The organism is Stenotrophomonas sp. YJH_SMC_105-26 (assembly GCF_059368915.1).
Window position 1 is genome coordinate 933,510 of record NZ_JCAFSD010000001.1, and the last position, 21,166, is coordinate 954,675.

Sequence of the window (21,166 nt, forward strand, 5' to 3'; positions counted from 1 at the left end):
GGTACCGCTGGAGTAGCGGCCGGCCCGGAGTGCGGGCCGGCGCGGGAAGCCGTGGATCAGGGCTTCTGGTTCATGACGATGTAGACCATGCCTTCGTAGCGGCCGTTGACCGTAAGCGGGCCACCGGCACCCGCCTGGGCGATGGTCAGGGGCATCGAGATGGAGGCACCCGGCGTCGAGCTGGCGCCGTTGAACAGGTCAGCCGCCTTGAACTCGGTGACCGCAGTGGTCAGCGCGTCGGTGTTCAGGCTGACGGCCAGCGGCACGCGCGTGGCGCCATTGAGCAGCACCGGATCGTGGCCGAGGCGCACCTCGATGTCCGCGGTTTCGTCATTGGAATGGATGCGCACCTGCTGCGTCGACGGCAGCAGGCCACGCAGCGGATCGTGGGTCAGCTGCACGGTGTCCGGCAGCGGGGTGCCATCGTCGCGCAGCAGCGCCAGGGTCGGGTCGACGTCGGCGTAGACGGTGATCTTGGTTTCCAGCGCGTGCGCGGACAGCGAAGCAGTAGCCAGCGCTGCAGCGAGCGCGGCCTTCTTGATAATGGCGTGCATGGTTGTCTCTCTCGGACAAGGGGGAATTTGAAAGCTCCCCTCCCCAAGGAGAAAAGGGAGGGAAGCGCCGCCCGCGGGGATGGGTGCGGGCGACGGAGAGAATGTTAGAAATCCATTGCCATGCAGGCCATTCAAGCATTCCTAAATCGTTGAACGTTAAGGAGAATTTTTGAAGGTGTTCAATGTTTGAGGGTTATGCAATTTTCCTCATCGGCTCAATGCAACAAACCTCATTGCTTTGCCTTTGTAGAGTCGAGCATTGCTCGACTCTATAGTGGGGCATCCACGCCTGCGGGATGGCATCAGGCCGCCTTTCGGCGGCCTGATGACACGGCGCGGTGGTGCGCGATCAGAAGAAGATCGCGTACAGGATCAGCAGCGGAATCGGCACGCCCAGCAACCAGAGCAGAATCATCTTCATGGCAGGTCTCCTTGCATGGAAGGGTGGATTACAGGTCGCGGCGGCGGCCGCCCCAGGTGGCGCTGAGGCTGGCGAAGAACGCGCCGATCAGCAGGGTGATGAAGAGCCACAATGCGGCGTAGGCGGTCGCCTTCCGCGCATCGTCGGCAGCCTGCTTGGCGGTATTCCTGGCCTTCTCCAGCGCTGCACGCATGCGCGTCTGCACATCGGTCACGCGGGCCTGCGCTTCAGCCGGGCTCATCCCGGTATCGCGCGCGATCAGCTGTGACAGGTACTGGGTATCGGCCGGATCCAAGCCTTCCCCCTGCAGGCTGTTGACGATGATGCGGTTCACTTCGGCACGCACTTCGCGGCGATCGCCGATCGGACCGTTGCCCGGCGCCGGTCGCGGCGGCGGGGCCATGCGCGCGTCGCGCGGACCGGCGCCCGCTGCCGGCGGTGGCGCGGCATCCGGGTCCATCGGTGTGCCCGGCGGCGGCGCTGCGGGATCGGCCGGCCCTGCGTGGGTCGTGCTGCGGAACAGCGCATCCACCCAATAGTCGAGGTCGCCTTCCGGTGCAGCCGCCACAGCGCCGCTGGCACCGGCTGCAGCCACGCCGACGGTGGACGCAGCGGCACCGGCAGTGGCGCCGGCCACCTTTGCGCCCGCACCCAGCACGCCACCGATGGCCGACGTCAGCAGGCCCGCGGTCAGCAGCGTGGCCACCGCCCACGACACGAAGCCGTGCGCGGTGTCGCGGAAGTAGGTTTCGTCGCCGTGGATCTGCGTCCACTTGGTGCGCAGGCGACCCGCCAGATAGCCACCCAGGCCGGAAGCGGCCAGCGCGGTGAAGGTGAGCCAGGCGATGCTGGACCAGCCGAAGGTTTCCTTGCTGACGCCTTCGAACGACCAGGGCGACACCGACGACAACCCCAGGCCCACGCCGAGGATCAGCAGGATGAGAGAGAGCGCAGCGGCGGCGGCGGCGCCAGCGAAGATGGCTCCCCACGACACCGCGCTTTCGCTGGCGGGCGGAACGATGGGGGCAGTGACGACAGCGGCGACGTCAGCGCCGAGCGGGCCGCGCTCGGGTGGGTCGAATCGGGTACTCATCGGGATGGACGCTCCATTTCAGGTGCTGCGAATGCAGCTGGCGTCCTGAGGCTGCGCGAGCGCTTGTGAAGCTGATGAGACCCCTGGATCACGCGGTCTTGGCGCGTTGAAGAGCGTGCCAACCAAGGTTGGCACCTACCAAGGCGGGAACGCGGTAACTCCATGCCACGCGTGGATGGGGGAGCGTGCCAACCAAGGTTGGCACCTACCAAAGGCGGGGACGCGGTAAATCCATGCCACGCGTGGATGGGGGAGCGTGCCAACCAAGGTTGGGAACAAGTGGATCCACGCCATGCGTGGATGGTTTTCCGCGAATGTCGAAAGCGTGCCAACCCAAGTTGGCACCCACCAGGGCGGCAGAAAAAAAAAACGCCCCGCGCATGCGGGGCGTTCTCGGCACAACCTACGCGGGGCGATCAGCCCTGGTAGTCGCGCAAATCGCTGCCGGTGTAGACCTGGCGCGGACGGCCGATCTTCATTTCCGGATCGACCTGCTGTTCCAGCCAATGCGAGACCCAGCCGGAGGTACGGCCCAGGGCGAACATGACGGTGAACATTTCGGTCGGGATCTGCAGCGCCTTGTAGATGATGCCGCTGTAGAAATCGACGTTCGGGTACAGCTTGCGCGCGACGAAGTACTCGTCCTGCAGCGCGGCCTGTTCCAGCTTCACGGCCACGTCCAGCAGCGGATCCTGCACGCCCAGCTGCTTGAGCACCTTGCTGGTCATCTCGCCGATGACCTTGGCGCGCGGATCGAAATTCTTGTAGACGCGGTGGCCGAAGCCCATCAGGCGGAAGCCGGAGGTCTTGTCCTTGGCCTTGACCACGGCGGACTCGACGTTGTCGGCGCTGCCGATCTCTTCCAGCATCTTCAGCACGGCTTCGTTGGCACCGCCGTGGGCCGGACCCCACAGCGCGGTGACGCCAGCGGCGACCGACGCGTACGGGTTGGCACCGGTCGAACCGACCAGGCGCACGGTCGAGGTCGAGGCGTTCTGCTCGTGGTCGGCGTGCAGGATGAACAGCAGGTCCAGCGCCTTGACCACATCCGGGTTCAGATCGTACTGGCCGTCAGCCGACTCGAAGGTCTGCTTCAGGAAGCGGCTGACGTAGTCCAGCGACGTGTCCGGCTTGTTGGCCGGCAGGCCCTTGCCATGGCGGTAGATCAGCGCCGACAGGGTCGGCACCTTGGCGATCAGGCGCACGGCGGCCTGGCGGCGCTGTTCGGCGTCGGACAGGTCCAGCGCATCGTGGTAGATGGCCGACAGCTGCGCGATCGCAGCAGCCAGAATGGCCATCGGGTGGGCGTCCTTGGCGAAGCTGCCGATCAGGGTGTTGATCGAGTCGTCGACATTGGCTTCGGCAGTCAGCTCATCGGTGAAGGCCTTCAGCTGCTCGGCGCTCGGGCGCTCGCCGTTGATCAGCAGGTAGGCCACTTCGACGTAGCTCGACTTTTCCGACAGCTGCTCGATCGGGTAGCCGCGATACAGCAGCACGCCCTTGTCGCCGTCGATGTAAGTGATGGCGGACTTGCAGCTGGCCGTCGCGGTGAAGCCGGAATCGTAGGTGAAAAACCCCGTTTCCTTGGTCAGCTTCGCGATGTCGACGCAGTCGTTGCCGAGGGTGGGTTTGATGACGGGCAGAACGACGGACTTATCGCCGGCGTTGAGCGTGACCTGATCAAGATCGGACACTGTGTGCGCTCCTTCATGGGAAGGCGCCTGCCCAAGCGCATTGGTCAGGCACGTGAATGACGTCCTCGGCCTGTGCCGGGGATCATGCCATTATCGCACAGCAGCATTTGCCAGGCGCTAGACAGAAGTCGTAGACGGCAGGCGGCCATAACCCGGCCAGCAAGCGGCCCGGATCGGCAAAAGCGTTGTCACACGAACGCAGTGTTCTGTCCATCCAAACGCCCGTTGGGTAGGCGTTGGGGAAAAACAAACGGCCGCGCAGAGCGCGGCCGTCGGTTCGAAGCTGGATCGACAGATCAGCGCGCGTAGCGCTTCTGGAACTTGTCGATACGGCCCGAGGTGTCGATGACCTTGTGCTTGCCCGTGTAGAACGGGTGCGAAGCCGAGGAAATTTCAACCTTCACCAGCGGGTAGTCGTTGCCGTCTTCCCACTTGATGGTTTCCTTCGTCGCCATGGTCGAGCGGGTCAGGATCTTGAAATCGGAGGTGACGTCATGGAAGACGACGTCGCGGTAGTTCGGATGGATATCGGCCTTCATGGGCTCACACCGTAAATGGGCTGGTGGTCAAGAGCGGCATTATAAGCACCGGTTGCCGCCCGGGGCAACCGGTGCCGGTCAATCGGCTTCAGTCCGCGCCCAGGGCCTGGCGTACCAGGGTCTCGAAACGCTGCTGGTCGTAGGCCATCAGCAGATCGCAGTTGTCCGGCTGGCCGGTCTGGCGGTTCCAGTCGACGATGGTGGCGCCGCGGCTGAACGTGCCATTCAGCTCCACGTTCAGCGGACGCGACTCGACCTGCAGCTGCCCTTCCGGGTTCAGTGCCCAGGCCATGGCAACCGCGTCGGCGGTGTACCAGCGGCCGCCCTTGCTGTCTTCGGACAGGCCACGGGTCTTGCGCGAGATCAGCTCGTAGAAGCGGGCACGATCGGAGTCGGCCTGCAGCCACTTCTCGGCTTCCTCCAGCGGCAGGCCATGGGCGACGGTGGCCTCCCAGTCCGACACCAGCAGGTGCTTGAACGAGGTGAACACCACATGCGCCGCTTCCGGGTCGAAGGCGATGTTGAATTCGGCTGCCGGGGTGATGTTGCCGTGGCAGGTGACCGCGCCGCCCATCACCACGATGCGCTTGATGCGCTGGGGCAGGGTCGGGTCCAGCTTCAGTGCCAGCGCGAGGTTGGTCAGCGGGCCAAGCATCACCAGCATCAGTTCGCCGGCATGCGCGTGCGACAGGCGCAGGATGGCCAGCGCAGCATGCTCGGCTTCGGCCTGGCGGCTCGGCGGCGGCAGGTCCACGTCGCCATAGCCATCACGGCCATGCACGTGGGCAGCGTCTACGGAAGGATGCAGCAGCGGATCCGGGCTGCCGGCAAACACCGGCACGTCGGTGCGGCCGACGATGTCGCAGAGCTTGAGGGCGTTGCGGACGGTGTACTGCAGGCCGACATTGCCGGCGGCGATGGTCAGGGCGACCACGTCATGCCGTTCATCGGCAAAGGCCATCAGCAGGGCCAGGGCGTCGTCCACACCGGGGTCGGTGTCGATCAACAGGGGGATCTTGTGGGTCATCGTTGCCGTCTTCAGATCGGCAACGAAGTGTGGACCGGGATGATGACCGTTGCAAGTATGGGGGGCGGCAGGGCTGCGACCTGCACCCGCGGTAGTGCCGGCCGCTGGCCGACAACTTCAACAGCAACGCCGAAAACGGGTTTCCCGCGGATGGCAGGGAAGAGCTCTCTGTAGAGTCGAGCCATGCTCGACTCACGCGCGCAGCGCGAACGGCAGCCGAGCATGGGTTCGGCTCTACAGTAGATCCACGCCATGCGGGGATGAGCGTCCCGGGGATGGGGTCAGAGCCCTTTGCTGTGCAAAGGGGCCTGACCCCGCCACTTACGCCGAGGCGTAGCGCACGGCGGTGCCGATCCAGCGCTGCACCACGCGATCGGCCAACGCGGGCTGCTGGGCCAGCAGCCGCTCGGCCAGGTCATGCACGCCGGGCAGCAGGCCGGCATCGCGGGCCAGGTCTGCAATGCGGAAACCGGCCAGGCCGGTCTGGCGGGTACCCAGCAGTTCGCCGGGGCCGCGCAGTTCCAGATCCTTCTCGGCGATGACGAAACCATCGTTGGTTTCGCGCATGGTCTGCAGGCGCTCGCGCGCCATCTGCGAAAGCGGAGCCTGGTACAGCAGCACGCAGCGCGATACCGCCGAACCACGCCCCACGCGGCCGCGCAGCTGGTGCAGCTGGGCCAGGCCGAGGCGTTCGGCGTTCTCGATCACCATCAACGAAGCATTGGGTACGTCCACGCCCACTTCGATGACCGTGGTCGCGACCAGCAGGTCGATCTCGCCGGTCTTGAACGCCACCATCGTCGCCAGCTTTTCGGCGGCTTTCAGGCGTCCGTGCACCAGCCCCACGCGAACGCCGGGCAGCAGTGCCTGCAGCGATTCGTAGGTGGCCTGCGCCGGGGTGGCATCCAGTTCTTCGCTTTCCTCGATGAGCGTGCACACCCAGTACACCTGCCGCCCTTCCTCGCAGGCCAGCGCGATGCGCTCGATCAGTTCCGGGCGACGGTCATTGTTGAGGGCGACGGTCTGCACCGGCGTGCGTCCCGGTGGCAGTTCATCGATGGCCGACACATCCAGGTCCGCGTACTCGGACATCGCCAGCGTGCGCGGAATCGGCGTGGCGGTCATCACCAGCTGGTGCGGCACGCTGTTGCCGCCCGCGCCCTTGTCGCGCAGCGCCAAGCGCTGGTGCACGCCGAAGCGGTGCTGTTCGTCGACGATGGCCAAGGCCAGATCCTGGAACACCACCGCCTCCTGCATCAGCGCGTGGGTACCGACCACCACCTGCGCTTCGCCACTGGCGACCTGCTCCATCACCTTGGCGCGCGCCTTGCCGGTGACCTTGCCGGCCAGCCAGGCGATACGCACACCGAGCGGCTCCAGCCAGCCGCGCAGGTTGTTGAGATGCTGTTCGGCCAGCAGTTCGGTGGGCGCTGCCAATGCGACCTGCTTGCCCTGCTCCACCGCCAGCATCGCCGCCAGTGCGGCCACCACGGTCTTGCCGGAACCGACGTCGCCCTGCACCAGCCGCAGCATCGGGCTGGGGCGCGCGAGGTCTTCACGGATCTGCTTGAACACGCGCGCCTGCGCGCCGGTGAGCGCGAACGGCAGCTGCTTCAGCAGCGCCTTGGCCAGCTTGCCAGGACCAGCCAGCGGCGGCGCATGGTGTGCCTGCAAGGCAATGCGCTGGCGACGCAGGCTGAGGTGGTGGGCCAGCAGTTCTTCCATCGCCAGGCGGCGCTGCGCCGGGTGGGTGCCGGCGGCCAGCGCGGCGAGGTCGGCATCCGGCGGTGGCCGGTGCACGGTCAGCAGCGCGCTGCGCAGCGACGGCAGGCCCAGGCCATCGAGCCAACCGCTGGGCAGCAGTTCCAGCGTGCTCTCCTCGGGCAGGCGATCCAGGGCCTGGCCGATCAGCTTGCGCATCGTCATCGGGCCCACGCCTTCGACGGTGGGATACACCGGGTCGAGGCGGTCGCCGAGTTCGGGATCATCGTTGCGGCCCAGCACCTGGTAGCTGGGATGGACGATTTCCAGGCCGAGGTGGCCGGGCTTGGGCGTGCCGAAGCAGCGCAGCCGGTTGCCGACCGCGAACTGGCCGACCTGCTGCTGGCGGAAATGGAAGAAGCGCAGCACCAGGGTGCCCTGCCCTTCGTCCTCCACCGCGACCTTCAGCATCGGTCGATAGCGCATGCCGCGCTCGACCGCGACCACCCGCCCTTCCACCTGCGCCGGCACGCCGTTGCGCAGGTCTTCGATGCGGGTCAGCCGGGTCCGGTCTTCATAGCGCAGGGGCAGGTGAAGCCAGAGATCCTGCAGGGTGGCCAGGCCACGCGCCTGCAGTTTGGCGGCCACGGCCGGACCGACGCCGGCGAGCATCGCCAGGGATGCTTCGCCGGACGGTGACAGGACCGGGGTGACCGCCGCCTTGCGTGCCACGTGGTGGTCAGTCGATGACCATCACCGCGTCGACCTCGAAGCTGGCGCCCTTCGGCAGGCCGGAGACTTCGATGGTGGAACGGGCCGGGTACGGGGCCTGGAAGTAGTCCTGCATGACCGCGTTGACCTTGGCGAACTCGCCCAGGTCGGTCAGGTACAGGCCCAGACGCACGACCTTGTCCAGCGAGCCGCCGGCGGCTTCGGCCACGGCCTTGAGGTTGTCGAAGGCGCGACGGGCCTGCGCTTCGACGTCGCCAGCGCCGACGATGTCGCCGGTGGCCGGGTCAAGCGGGATCTGGCCGGAGAAGTACACGGTGTTGCCGGCGCGCACGGCCTGCGAGTACGGGCCGATGGCGGCGGGGGCCTTTTCGGTGTTGATGATCTGGCGGGACATGGGTCGCTCCGGTGCTTTGGGGGAAAACAGAGCGGTGATTGTACCGGGTGGGCGCGGCATCGGCTGGGGGTCGGATCCGTTTCCCGGCGGGAAACGGATCCGACCCCGTACGTCGTGTGCGCGGAACGTCATCCACGCATGGCGTGGACCTACTGGCGGCGTACCGACTGCACGACCGACAGGCGGCGCAGGCGGCGCATCACTTCGGCCAGGTGGTTGCGGTCGCGCACCTGGATGTTGAACGCCAGCACGGCGGCGTTGAAATCGCGATCCAGGTAGTCCACGCGCTCGATGTTGGAGTGGCTCTGCGCGATGGCAGCGGCCAGCTGTGCCAGCACGCCGGTGCCGTTCTCCACTTCCACCACCAGCGAGGTGTCGTAGTCACCGGAGACGGTGGTGTCCCAGCCGATCGGCACCCAGCGCTCGGGCGACTTGCGCAGCTCGGCCAGGTTCGGGCAGTCCATGCGGTGCACCACGATGCCCTTGCCGGCGGTGTGGTAGCCCATGATCTCGTCGCCGGGAATCGGCTGGCAGCAGCCGGCGAAGGTGACCACGCCACGCTCGCTGCCGTTGATCAGGATCTTTTCCTGCGAGTGGTGGCGCGAATGCGGGCCGCCACGCAGTTCGGCGTAGGCCATCAGCGCCTGCGCGGCCTGGGTCGGCATCCAGTTGCCCAGTGCGACCTCGGCCAGCAGGGCTTCCAGGCGCGGGAAGCGGTGTTCGGCCAGGAACGCATCCAGGCGCCCCTTCGGCAGCCGCTCCAGCGACGAATCCATCGCTTCCAGCGCACGGTCGAGCATGCGGTGGCCCAGCTGCACGGCATCCTCGTGCTCCAGCTGCTTGAGCTGGTGGCGGATGGCAGTGCGCGCCTTGCTGGTAACCACGAATTCCAGCCACTGCGGTTTCGGCGTGGCCGAGCGTGCGGTGATGATCTCCACCGACTGCCCCGACACCAGCTTGGTGCGCAACGGCACCAGTTTCTTGTCCACGCGCGAGGCCACCGCCATGTTGCCGACGTCGGTATGCACGGCGTAGGCGAAATCGAGCGCGGTGGAGTTGCGCGGCAGGGCCAGGATCTTGCCCTTTGGCGTGAACAGGTAGACCTCGTCCGGGAACAGGTCGACCTTGACGTTGTCCAGGAACTCCAGCGAGGAACCGGCGGCACGCTGCGAGTCGATCAGCTCGACGATCCACGCGTGGGCACGGCTCTGTGCGCTGTTGGGCGAATCGCCGCCGAACTTGTAGGTCCAGTGCGCGGCCACGCCGCGTTCGGCGATCAGGTCCATTTCCTCGGTACGGATCTGCACTTCGATCGGCGAGCCATACGGTCCGAACAGCACCGTGTGCAGCGACTGGTAACCGTTGGCCTTGGGAATGGCGATGAAGTCGCGGAAACGGCCATCCAGCGGCTTGAAGGTGGCATGCACCGAACCCAGCGCGTGGTAGCAGCTGGGCACGCTGCGCACGACCAGGCGGAAGCCGAACACATCCATCACCTGGTCGAAGGATTTGTTCTCGTCGCGCATCTTGTTGTAGATGCTCCACGGGGTCTTGATGCGGCTGATCAGCCGATGCTCGATCCCCTCCTTGGCCAGGCGCTGCGACAGCTGCACTTCCACCTGCGCCATCGCCTCGCGACGCACCACCGGCTGGCTGCGGATGTGCTTCTCGATGATGGCGTGGCGCCACGGGTACAGCGCCTTGAAACCGAGGTTCTGCAGCTCGCTCTTGACCAGGCTCATGCCCAGGCGCTGGGCGATCGGCGCGTAGATCTCCAGCGTCTCGCGGGCGATGCGGCCGCGCGCTTCGCGGCTCTGCGCACCCAGCGTGCGCATGTTGTGCAGGCGGTCGGCCAGCTTGATCATGATCACGCGCAGGTCGCGCGACATCGCCAGCAGCATCTTGCGGAAGCTCTCGGCGGCCGCCTCCTGGCGGTCGCGGAACTTCAGCTTGTCCAGCTTGGTGACGCCGTCGACCAGTTCGGCCACGGCTTCGCCGAACTCGGCGGCCAGCGCCTCGCGGGTCAGCGGCGTGTCTTCGATGGTGTCGTGCAGGATCGCGGCGATCAGCGCTTCCACGTCCAGGCCGAGCTCGGCCAGCACCTGGGCCACCGCCACCGGGTGGGTGATATAGGGCTCACCCGACTTGCGCGTCTGCCCAGCGTGCGCGGAGGCTCCGACTTCCCAGGCACGGCGCAACAGCGGCAGCTGTTCCGGCGGCAGGTAATGGGCGGCGCGTTCAAGCTGGAGGACGTAGTCGGGTACGGCGGCAGTGGGGGCTGCGGCGACCTTGGCAGTGGGGCCTGGGTTCATGCCCGCAGCCTATTCCAGCGCGACGTTTACGGCAAATCCTGAATGCGAAACAGCCCGCACGGGGCGGGCTGTTCGGTGTATCCATCGATTACGTTGATCGATGCGATCAATCGTCGTTCTTGGACATGTCTTCGTCAGCGACCACTTCGGCGGCAGCCCACTCCAGCGCTTCGCGCTCGGCGCGCTCACGCTCGGCCTTCTCGACTTCGTCGATCAGCGCGTTGTCGATCTTGCGGGCGGCGATTTCGCGCAGCGCCAGCACGGTCGGCTTGTCCTCGGTCTCGCTGTTGTCCAGCGTGGCCTGCACGCCGTTGGCGAGCTGGCGGGCACGCTTGGATGCCATCATGACCAGTTCGAAACGGTTGTTAACGACTTCCAGGCAATCTTCTACGGTGATGCGGGCCATACGGGCTCCCGGCGACCGGTCGGCCGCTCAGTCGAATGAGGGAAAGGGGACGGAGTGTACTGGCAGGGGCTGGACAAAATCAAGCCAACCCCTACCCGATTCTTTTGGAATCAGTCAGTTGCGCCCGGATCGGGAGTCAGCAGGGCCTGGATCAGGCCGGCGTGGCGGACCTTCTGGGCCTCCCGGCGCAGGCGGCTGGCGGTGAAGATGGCGCACAACTCGTCCACGGCGGTGTCGAACACCTCGTTGACGATGACGTAGTCGAACTCGTTGAAGTGCAGCATTTCATCGCGCGCCGCGCCCAGGCGCTGGGCGATGACCGCCTCGCTGTCCTGGCCACGCTTGCGCATGCGATCCTGCAGGGCCTGCCTGGACGGCGGCAGGATGAACACGGTGACCGTGCCGGGCACCAGCTGGCGCACCTGCTGCGCGCCCTGCCAGTCGATTTCCAGCAGCACGTCCTGGCCGGCGGCCAGCTGCGGCTCCACCGACTGCCGGGCCGTGCCCTTCCAGTCGCCGTGCACCCACGCATGCTCGAAGAAGTCGCCGGCGGCGATCATTTCTTCGAACCTTTCCGCAGAGACGAAATGGTAGTGCTGGCCGTTCACTTCCCCCGGGCGCATCGCGCGCGAGGTGAAGGAGATCGACAGCGCGATCTGCGGGTCACGCGCCAGGGTGGCATTGACGATGCTGCTCTTGCCGGCGCCGGAGGGGGCGGCAACGATGTACAGCGTGCCGCGCGCAACGGCGTCCGACGGCTTCGACGGGGCGCTCATGCGCGGAACCCAACTGGTTGATTTCGCAAAATTTTTCCTCGGTGTTCCAGATCCGGCGCGGAGGATCGCGCCAGGACGGCGGGGGCTGCGCGGAACATCCTGGAACCAGGCCCGGCAGACGCTTCCCCGGGGGGGCGGGCACGCAACTTTACCAGAGCGGCCCCGTTGCGCGCCCGCCCCGCCGGCGCCGGGCCTTGTGCCACATGGGCGTGCGGGGGCCTGTGCTATAACCGGGCCGTACCCAACGACAGCCCGGAGGCCCGTGCCTCCCCGCCATCCCAGGAGAACGGCATGCCATCGATGAGCCGCCGCCAGTTCCTGAAAGTGACCGGGACAACCCTGGTCGGCTCCAGCCTGGCATTGATGGGCTTCGCGCCCGGCATCGCGCTCGCGGAGGTCAGGCAGTACAAGCTGACCCGCGCGACCGAGACCCGCAACACCTGTACCTACTGTTCGGTGGCCTGCGGCATCCTGATGTACAGCCTCGGCGACGGCGCCAAGAACGCCGAGCCGAGCATCTTCCATATCGAGGGTGACCCGGACCATCCGGTCAACCGCGGCACGCTGTGCCCGAAGGGCGCCGGCCTGGCCGACATCATCCACAGCAAGTCGCGCCTGCTCTACCCCGAGTACCGGGCACCGGGCTCCAACGAGTGGAAGCGGCTGAGCTGGGACGATGCGCTGGACCGCATCGCGCGGCTGATGAAGGAAGACCGCGATGCCAACTTCGTGCAGAAGAACGAAGCCGGGCAGACGGTCAACCGCTGGCTGACCACCGGCATGCTGGCGGCCTCGGCCACCAGCAATGAAACCGCGGTGCTGACCCACAAGGTCGTCCGCTCCCTTGGCATGCTGGCATTCGACAACCAGGCACGTGTCTGACACGGCCCGACGGTGGCAGGTCTTGCCCCGACGCTAGGCCGTGGTGCGATGACGAACCACTGGGTCGACATCAAGAATGCCGACCTGATCCTGATCATGGGTGGCAATGCCGCCGAGGCACACCCGTGCGGATTCAAATGGGTGACCGAGGCCAAGGCACACAACAAGGCCCGGCTGATCGTGGTCGATCCGCGCTTCAACCGCTCGGCCGCGGTGGCCGACGTGTACGCGCCGATCCGCACCGGTACCGATATCGTGTTCCTGGGCGGCCTGATCAACTACCTGCTGACCGAGGACCGCATCCAGCACGAGTACGTGCTGAACTACACCGACATGCCGTTCCTGGTGAAGGACGAATTCGCCTTCAAGGACGGCCTGTATTCGGGTTACAACGAAGAGAAGCGCAGCTACGACCGTTCCAGCTGGGACTACGCCTACGGTGACGACGGCTACGTACGCAGCGACCCGACGCTGAAGGACCCGCGCTGCGTCTACAACCTGCTGAAACAACACTACGCGCGCTACACCGTGGAGATGGTCGAGCGCATCTGCGGCACGCCGGCCGACAGCATCCGCCAGATCTGGGACATGATCGCGTCCACCGCCGGCAAGGACAAGGCGATGACCATCCTGTACGCGCTGGGATGGACGCAGCACTCGATCGGCGCACAGAACGTGCGTGCCGGCACCATGGTGCAGCTGCTGCTGGGCAACATCGGCGTGGCCGGTGGCGGCATGAACGCGCTGCGCGGGCATTCCAACATCCAGGGCCTGACCGACATCGGCCTGATGTCCGACCTGCTGCCCGGCTACCTGACGCTGCCGAGGCAGGACGAGCAGGACTACGACGCCTACATCGCCAAGCGCACGCAGAAGCCGCTGCGCGCCAACCAGATGTCGTTCTGGCAGAACTATCCGAAGTTCCACGTCAGCCTGATGAAATCGTGGTGGGGCGATGCCGCCACCGCCGACAACAACTGGTGCTTCGATTACCTGCCAAAGCTCGACAAGCCGTACGACATGCTGCAGGCGTACGAGCTGATGAACGAGGGCAAGATCCACGGCTACATCTGCCAGGGTTTCAACCCGCTGGCCTCGGCGCCTAACAAGGGCAAGCTGATCAGCGCGTTCTCCAAGCTGAAGTTCATGGTCAGCATGGACCCGCTGGAAACCGAGACCATCGCCTTCTGGCAGAACCACGGCGCGTTGAACGACGTCGACCCGAGCACGATCCAGACCGAAGTATTCCGCCTGCCCACCACGTCCTTCGCCGAGGAGAACGGCGCGGTGGTGAACTCCTCGCGCTGGCTGCAGTGGCACTGGAAGGGCGCCAATCCGCCGGGTGAAGCGCGCAGCGACATCGAGATCATGTCCGAGCTGTTCCATCGCATCAAGGCGATGTACGAGAAGGACGGCGGTGCGTGGTGGGAGCCGGTGCGCGACCTGGCCTGGAAGTATTCCAACCCGGAGCTGCCAACGCCGGAAGAGCTGGCGATGGAATACAACGGCAAGGCGCTGGCCGACGTGTTCGATCCCAAGGACCCGACCAGGCTGGTGCGCAAGGCCGGCGAGCAGCTGGCCGCATTCGGCGACCTGCGCGACGATGGCAGCACCGCGTCGGGCTGCTGGATCTACATCGGTGCCTGGGGCCCGACCGGCAACATGATGGCGCGGCGTGACAACAGCGACCCCACCGGCATCGGCAACACGCTGGGCTGGGCCTGGGCGTGGCCGGCCAATCGCCGCGTGATGTACAACCGCGCGTCGTGCGACGTGGCCGGCCAGCCGTTCGACCCGCGCCGCACGCTGCTGGCCTGGAACGGCAAGAACTGGGGCAGCGTGGACGTACCGGACTTCAAGGCCGACGAAGATCCCGCCGGCGGGATGGGCCCGTTCATCATGAACCCGGAAGGCATCGCCCGCTTCTTCGCCAAGGCCGGCATGGCCGAAGGGCCGTTCCCGGAGCACTACGAGCCATTCGACACGCCACTGCGCAGCAATCCGCTCAGCCCCGGCCAGGCACTGACGCTGAACAACCCGGCCGCCCGCGTATTCGCCAGCGATCGCGCACAGATCGGTTCGCCGGACGAGTTCCCGCATGTGGCCACCACCTACCGCCTGACCGAGCACTTCCACTTCTGGACCAAGCACGGCAAGTTGAACGCCATCATCCAGCCCGAGCAGTTCGTCGAGATCGGCGCGGCCTTGGCCGACGAGCTGGGCATCAGCAACGGCAGCCGCGTGCGGGTCAGTTCCAAGCGTGGACACATCGAAGCGGTGGCGATGGTGACCAAGCGCATCAAGGCCCTGCAGATCGATGGCCGGACCGTGCACCAGGTGGGCGTGCCGATCCACTGGGGCTTCCTCGGTGCGGCCAAGCCCGGATACATCGCCAATACGCTGACCAACGCCATCGGTGACGGCAACTCGCAGACGCCCGAATCGAAGTGCATCCTGGTCAAGGTCGAGAAGGTGTAGGAGACACGCCATGTCACTGCAATCGCTGGACATCATCCGCCGCTCGGCCACCACCACGCCCTCGCCGGAAGCGCGCGGTGCGCACACCGGCCAGGTCGCCAAGCTGATCGATGTGAGCAAATGCATCGGCTGCAAGGCCTGCCAGGTCGCCTGCATGGAATGGAACGACCTGCGCGACGAGGTCGGCAGCTGCGTTGGCAGCTATGACAACCCGCCCGACCTGAGCGACCAGTCGTGGACGGTGATGAAGTTCCGCGAGTACGAGGACGAGAAGGGCAAGCTGGAGTGGCTGATCCGCAAGGAGGGCTGCATGCACTGCAGCGACCCGGGCTGCCTGAAGGCCTGCCCGTCGCCGGGCGCGATCATCCAGTACGCCAACGGCATCGTCGACTTCCAGGAAGAGAACTGCATCGGCTGCGGCTACTGCGTGACCGGTTGCCCGTTCGACGTGCCGCGCATTTCCAAGAAGGACCACAAGGCCTACAAGTGCACGCTGTGCTCGGACCGGGTGGCGGTGGGCCAGGAACCGGCCTGCGTGAAGACCTGCCCGACCGGGGCGATCACCTTCGGCAGCAAGCAGGCGATGACCGAGCACGCGGCCGGCCGCGTGGAAGACCTGAAATCGCGCGGCTACGAGAACGCCGGCCTGTACGACCCGCAGGGCGTGGGTGGCACCCACGTGATGTACGTGCTGCAGCATGTGGACAAGCCGGAGCTGTACGCCGACCTGCCCAAGGACCCGCGGATCAGCCCGATGGTGGAAGTCTGGAAGGGCGTGGCCAAGCCGCTGGGCGTGCTGGCGATCGCCGCCACCGCCTTCGCCGGCTTCCTGCATTACATCGGCATCGGCCGCAACACGGTCAATGACGAGGAAGAAGAGGAAGCCGAACACGAGGCGAAGAAGATCGAAGAGGAGCAGCGGCCATGAAGTACGCCCCGCACCCGCGGCAGATCATCCGCTACCGCGCGCCGACCCGCATCAATCACTGGATCGTGGCGATCTGCTTCGTGCTGACGGCGCTGTCCGGGCTGGCACTGTTCCATCCCGCGCTGTTTCCGCTGACCCAGCTGTTCGGTGGCGGCCCGTGGACGCGCATCCTGCATCCATTCATCGGGCTGGCCATGGTGGTCGGCTTTGCGTTTCTGGCGTTCCGCATGTGGCGCGACAATCTGCCGACGGCCGACGATCGCGCATGGATGCGCGGCATGCGCGATGTACTGCGCAACGAGGATGAGAGGCTGCCGCCGGTGGGCCGCTTCAATGCCGGCCAGAAGCTCTTGTTCTGGGCGATCATTGGTTGCCTGTCGGCACTGCTGCTGACCGGCTTCGTGATCTGGCGGCAATACTTCAGCCATCTCTTCCCGATCGGGCTGATCCGCTTCTCGGTGCTGGCCCATGCGTTGTTCGGTTGGGTGCTGGTGTGCGCGATCGTGGTGCACATCTATGCGGCGCTCTGGATCAAGGGCTCGGTGCGGGCGATGACCCAGGGCAAGGTGACCTATGGGTGGGCGTACAAGCACCACCGGCAGTGGTTCCGCGACATCCTGCGCGGACGTCGGGAAGAGGGGTAACGGCAGGGCCTGCGGCCCTGCACCTGCAGAGGCGCCTTCGACAGTTCCCCGGTGCTTTTGGTAGGTGTCGACCTTGGTCGACACGATGAACACGGCAGCAACCGATGGGGTCAGATCCGTTTTCCTATGGAAAACGGATCTGACCCCATTTCAAATGGCCTACAGTGCGCTGGACGCCAGCGCTGACAACGGCGAGGATGGAGGCTGGTTCTTCTGGCTGGCCCTGCATGGCGCAACGCATCCTTGAACCCGGTGAGATCGAGACGCTCGCCTCGCGCGACGTGCCGCGCATCATCCTGCCTGATACCGGGTCGCTGTTCGCCACACGCGCGGCGCGCCTGCGCAGCCTGGCCGCGCACAGCGCCATCGGCGGTTACCTGCAGCTGCTGGCGGCATTGGCCGATGCACAGCAGGCGCTGCTGGAGGAATTGACACCCCAGCAACGCGAGGCGCTGCAGGACCACGCGCGCGCGCAGCAGTCCAGCGCGGCCGCCAGTGCCGGCATGCCGTTGCGGCCCGCCAACACACTTCATCTGGACGGGCGCTGGCGCGACTGGCTGCGCACGCTGTGCCGGCACTGCGCCGACGAAGCGGGGCTACCGGCGGAAACACGGCAGGAATTGCTGCGCGTCGCCGCCGCCGACGACACCTGGCTGGATGCGCAGGCCCACGCCGTGCTGGAACGCGCTGACGCGCCCCCGGTCGACGCGGTCGCTGCGCTGCTGGTGATGAATGCGTTGCAGGTGTATTGGGCAGTACTGGCGGCCAGCTTCCGCCCCAGCGACCTGAAGCCGCTGGCCGATGCGCCAGGGCTGTGCCCGCTGTGCGGCACCCTGCCGGTGACCAGCATGGTGCAGGCCCGCCCGCCCTATGCCTCCTACCGCTACCTGTCGTGCTCGTTGTGCGCCTGCCAGTGGCACTACGTGCGCGTGCAGTGCAGCCAGTGTGGCGCCGCTGGCAAGGACATCGCCTATCGCGCCCTGGCTGATGCCGACGGCGATACCGGCCAGGCGGTGCGCGAGAGCGCGGTACGTGCAGAAACCTGCGACCACTGCCACAGCTACCGCAAGATCCTGTATCTGGAAAAAGATCCGTCGCTGGAACCGGTGGCTGATGACCTTGGCACGCTGGCGCTGGACCTGCTGCTGGGCGAGGAAGGCTATGCACGCGCCAGCCAGAATCCGCTGCTGTGGCAATCCGACGGCGAGTGAGGCGATGACAGCCACGCCCCCCACCCCGGCATCGGCTTCCGCGCTGCCCTCGCTGGACCGGTTGCTGCGCCTGCCTGCCTTGGCAACACTGATCGAGGGCCACGGCCGCAGCCGCATCACCCAGTTGCTGCGCGTACATCTGCAGGCGCTGCGTGAGCGCATCAGTGCCACGCAGCTCTCGGCCGAGCAGTTGCATCAGGCCATTGAAGGCCCGGCACTGGTCGCGGCGCTTGATGCCGCACTCATCGCCGATGCACGGCTGAACCTGCAGCCGATGTTCAACCTGACCGGCACCGTGCTGCATACCAACCTGGGTCGCGCCCTGCTGCCCGAGTCCGCGGTGCAGGCCGTCACCCGCGCGATGGCCGCACCGGTTGACCTGGAATTCGACATCACCCGCGGCCGCCGCGGCGACCGCGATGCACGGGTGCAGGCGCTGGTCTGCGAGCTGACCGGCGCCGAAGCCGCCACCGTGGTCAACAACAATGCGGCGGCGGTCCTGCTGCTGCTCAACAGCCTGGCCAACCGCCGCGAGGTGGTGGTGTCGCGCGGCGAACTGGTGGAAATCGGCGGTGCCTTCCGCATTCCCGATGTGATGCGCAGTGCCGGCGCGCGGCTGCTGGAAGTGGGCACCACCAACCGCACCCACCCGGCCGACTTCGCCCATGCCATCGGCCCGCGCACCGCACTGCTGATGGAGGTGCACGCCAGCAACTACGCGATCACCGGCTTCACCGCCAAGGTCGACACCGCGGCGATGGCAGCGATCGCGCACGACCATGGCCTGCCGTTGGTGGTGGACCTGGGCAGCGGCAGCCTGTGCGACCTGGCGGCCTTCGGCCTGCCACACGAGCCGACCGTGCAGGAAACACTGGCGGCCGGTGCCGACCTGGTCTCGTTCAGTGGCGACAAGCTGCTGGGTGGGCCGCAGGCCGGCATCATCGCCGGCCGCGCCGACCTGATCGCGCGGATCAACCGCAACCCGCTCAAGCGTGCGCTGCGCATGGACAAGATGGGCCTGGCCGCGCTGGAGGCGGTACTGGCGCTGTACCGCGAGCCGGAGCTGCTGGCGCAACGGCTGCCGACACTGCGTACGCTCTCGCGCACGCAGCAGGACATGGATGCGCAGGCCCAGCGCCTGCTGCCACCGCTGCGCTCGGTGCTGCCGACCGGCTACATGCTTGAACAGGCACGGATGCACAGCCAGATCGGCAGTGGTGCGCAGCCACAGGCGCAGCTCGGCAGTGCCGGCCTGCGCATCACCACTGCGCAACGTGGCGGCCTGGACCGCCTGGCCAAGCGCCTGCGCCAGCTGCCGCGACCGGTGCTGGGCCGCATCGGCGAGGACGCATTGTGGCTGGACCTGCGTTGCCTGGAACCGGCCGACGAAGCGGACTTCCTCGCCCAATGGAGCACGCTGCAACCATGATCGTCGGCACCGCCGGGCATATCGACCATGGCAAGACGCGCCTGGTGCGGGCACTGACCGGCATCGAAACCGATCGCCTGCAGGAAGAACGCACGCGCGGCATCTCCATTGAACTGGGCTATGCCTATGTCCCGGTGGAAAGCGCGAACGGCACAGGCCCCGCCGCGATGCTGGGTTTCGTCGATGTGCCGGGTCATGAGCGCTTCGTCCACACGATGGTGGCCGGCGCCACCGGTATCGATGTCGCCCTGCTGGTCGTCGCCGCCGACGACGGCGTGATGCCGCAGACCCGCGAGCATCTGGCGATCCTGCAGCTGCTGGGCGTGGATCGCGGCGCGGTGGCGCTGACCAAGATCGACCGCGTGGACGCCGCGCGCATCGCCCGGGTCGAGATCGAGATTGCCGCTTTGCTGGCCGGAACGCCGCTGCAGGGTTCCCCCGTGTTCGCCTGCAACAGCACGTCCCCCGATGACGCAGGCATCAACGCCTTGCGCGCCCACCTGCACGCATGGGCCGCCGGCGATGCCAACGCGCGCCAGGCCGCGCTGCGCAGCGAGCTGTTCCGCATGCCGGTGGACCGCGTGTTCTCGCTGGCCGGCCACGGCACATTGGCGACCGGCGCGGTACATGGCGGTGTCACCGCGGTGGGCGAGCATCTGCAGCTGATGCCGGCCGCCACTGAAGTGCGCATACGCAGCATCCACGCGCAGAACCAGGCCAGTGATCACGCCATGGCCGGACAGCGCTGCGCGTTGAACCTGGCCGCCATCGCCCGCGACGAGATTCATCGTGGCGACTGGATTGCCGACCCGCGCGCGCTGCTGGCCACCACCCGCGTCGATGTGCGCCTGCGCTTGTCCGCACGGGCAGCACCACTGCGCGACTGGGCACCCCTGCACATCCACTGGGGCACGATGCACCGGCAGGCCCATGTGGTGCTGCTGGAGGACCGTGACCAAGGTGATGGGCAGTTGGTGCAGCTGGTGTTCGATGCACCGGTCTGTGCGATGTGTGGTGAACGCTTCATCGCCCGCGATTCCGCCGCGACCCACACGCTGGGCGGTGGCGTCGTGCTCGACCCGGACCCGCCACAGCGGCGCCGGCGCAGCCCGGCACGGCTCGCCTGGCTGGGCGCACTGGAGCAGCTGGCCACAGGTGCGGGAATCGGCCCGCTGTTGCAGCAGGCGCCCTTCGGCATTGCCATGGCCGCGCTGCAACGCTACTGCCGGCGCGCGGCCGACCGGATCGATCTTCCTCCAGACGCACAGCGCATCATCACCCGCGAGGACACGGTGGTCATCCTTGCCTCGCACTGGCAGGTGCTGCACGAGCAGGTGATCACATCGCTGCGTAGCTGGCATGAGCGACGCCCGGACGAACCCGGTGTCGACAGCGGGCGCCTGCAACGCAGCACCCTGCCCGCGCTTGCGACGGGGCTCTGGAATGCGCTGCTGCAGGACCTGCTGGACGACGGCAGCGTGCAACGCGTGGGCGCCTGGTGGCGCCTGCCCGGCCATGACCATGCGCCACCGGAACGCGAGCGCCTGCTGCTGGAACGCGTGCTGCCGCAACTGCACGCCGGTGGCTTCGATCCGCCGTGGGTGCGTACTCTGGCCGCCGACTTCGGACTGACCGAAGACGATGTCCGCGCCGTCCTGCGCCGCGCCGCCGCACGTGGCGAACTGTTCCAGGTGGTGCCGGACCTGTTCTATGCACCCGCGCGCATTGCGGAACTCGCCGCGATGGTCGCGCAGCTGTCACAGGCCAGCGGCGCGGTGGATGCGGCGGCCTTCCGCGATGCCATCGGCCTGGGCCGCAAACGCAGCATCCAGATCTTGGAGTTCTTCAATCGCGTTGGCTACACTCGACGCGTCGGTGACCAGCATCGGCCGCGCGGCGACCTGCAGTGGAACGCAGCCCGCGACTGAGCCCACCGGTACCGCCG

General features: G+C 66.7%; 16 protein-coding genes. 6 read left to right on the top strand and 10 right to left on the bottom strand.

Annotated elements, in window-relative coordinates; genetic code table 11:
• Positions 1-56: 56 nt before the first annotated feature.
• The 10 genes from AC5P7F_RS04310 to gmk form a co-directional block, all read right to left on the bottom strand.
• Positions 57-554 carry a CS1 type fimbrial major subunit gene (locus AC5P7F_RS04310; protein WP_046432313.1) on the bottom strand — a complete coding sequence of 166 codons (498 nt, stop codon included), beginning with the start codon at positions 552-554 and terminating at the stop codon, positions 57-59.
• Between the two features lie 449 nt (positions 555-1,003).
• Positions 1,004-2,068 (bottom strand): hypothetical protein, encoded by a 1,065-nt coding sequence (locus AC5P7F_RS04315; RefSeq protein ID WP_164077196.1) that lies wholly within the window; start codon positions 2,066-2,068, stop codon positions 1,004-1,006.
• 416 nt (positions 2,069-2,484) lie between these two features.
• A complete protein-coding gene (locus AC5P7F_RS04320; RefSeq protein WP_197641251.1) occupies positions 2,485-3,762 on the bottom strand; it encodes a citrate synthase in 1,278 nt (425 codons plus the stop codon).
• Between the two features lie 296 nt (positions 3,763-4,058).
• On the bottom strand, positions 4,059-4,301 hold the full coding sequence (locus AC5P7F_RS04325) for a type B 50S ribosomal protein L31 (protein ID WP_010484049.1): 243 nt from the start codon (positions 4,299-4,301) through the stop codon (positions 4,059-4,061).
• 88 nt (positions 4,302-4,389) lie between these two features.
• The gene (locus AC5P7F_RS04330; protein WP_164077195.1) at positions 4,390-5,328 is read right to left on the bottom strand and encodes a nucleoside hydrolase; all 939 of its coding nucleotides are present in this window, start codon (positions 5,326-5,328) and stop codon (positions 4,390-4,392) included.
• A gap of 321 nt (positions 5,329-5,649) precedes the next feature.
• Positions 5,650-7,761 carry an ATP-dependent DNA helicase RecG gene (gene recG / locus AC5P7F_RS04335; protein WP_046432316.1) on the bottom strand — a complete coding sequence of 704 codons (2,112 nt, stop codon included), beginning with the start codon at positions 7,759-7,761 and terminating at the stop codon, positions 5,650-5,652.
• Positions 7,762-7,768: 7 nt separating this feature from the next.
• Positions 7,769-8,155 (bottom strand): RidA family protein, encoded by a 387-nt coding sequence (locus tag AC5P7F_RS04340; RefSeq protein ID WP_005418954.1) that lies wholly within the window; start codon positions 8,153-8,155, stop codon positions 7,769-7,771.
• 149 nt (positions 8,156-8,304) lie between these two features.
• Entirely contained in the window at positions 8,305-10,467 is a 2,163-nt protein-coding gene (locus AC5P7F_RS04345) for a RelA/SpoT family protein (protein ID WP_005418955.1), read from the bottom strand.
• A 106-nt stretch (positions 10,468-10,573) separates the two neighbouring features.
• Positions 10,574-10,873 (bottom strand): DNA-directed RNA polymerase subunit omega, encoded by a 300-nt coding sequence (rpoZ, locus tag AC5P7F_RS04350; protein WP_005410877.1) that lies wholly within the window; start codon positions 10,871-10,873, stop codon positions 10,574-10,576.
• Between the two features lie 110 nt (positions 10,874-10,983).
• Complete coding sequence (gene gmk / locus AC5P7F_RS04355) at positions 10,984-11,649, bottom strand: guanylate kinase (protein WP_014648271.1); 666 nt, start codon at positions 11,647-11,649, stop codon at positions 10,984-10,986.
• A gap of 291 nt (positions 11,650-11,940) precedes the next feature.
• Between gmk and fdnG the strand changes: the two genes are divergently transcribed.
• The 6 genes from fdnG to selB all read left to right on the top strand — a co-directional run bounded on the left by fdnG (position 11,941) and on the right by selB (position 21,149).
• Positions 11,941-15,009: a formate dehydrogenase-N subunit alpha gene (gene fdnG, locus AC5P7F_RS04360; protein WP_152906956.1), complete on the top strand. Its 3,069-nt coding sequence runs from the start codon at positions 11,941-11,943 to the stop codon at positions 15,007-15,009.
• A gap of 10 nt (positions 15,010-15,019) precedes the next feature.
• Complete coding sequence (gene fdxH, locus AC5P7F_RS04365) at positions 15,020-15,937, top strand: formate dehydrogenase subunit beta (protein ID WP_005410881.1); 918 nt, start codon at positions 15,020-15,022, stop codon at positions 15,935-15,937.
• Entirely contained in the window at positions 15,934-16,581 is a 648-nt protein-coding gene (locus tag AC5P7F_RS04370; protein ID WP_014648274.1) for a formate dehydrogenase subunit gamma, read from the top strand. The genes fdxH and AC5P7F_RS04370 overlap by 4 nt, the downstream gene beginning before the upstream one ends.
• A gap of 227 nt (positions 16,582-16,808) precedes the next feature.
• A complete protein-coding gene (gene fdhE, locus AC5P7F_RS04375; RefSeq protein WP_032956068.1) occupies positions 16,809-17,792 on the top strand; it encodes a formate dehydrogenase accessory protein FdhE in 984 nt (327 codons plus the stop codon).
• A 4-nt stretch (positions 17,793-17,796) separates the two neighbouring features.
• On the top strand, positions 17,797-19,221 hold the full coding sequence (gene selA, locus AC5P7F_RS04380) for an L-seryl-tRNA(Sec) selenium transferase (RefSeq protein WP_495204139.1): 1,425 nt from the start codon (positions 17,797-17,799) through the stop codon (positions 19,219-19,221).
• Positions 19,218-21,149, top strand: a complete 1,932-nt coding sequence (selB, locus tag AC5P7F_RS04385; RefSeq protein WP_164077193.1) for a selenocysteine-specific translation elongation factor — start codon at positions 19,218-19,220, stop codon at positions 21,147-21,149. Before selA ends, selB begins: the two co-directional genes overlap by 4 nt.
• Positions 21,150-21,166 lie beyond the last annotated feature (17 nt).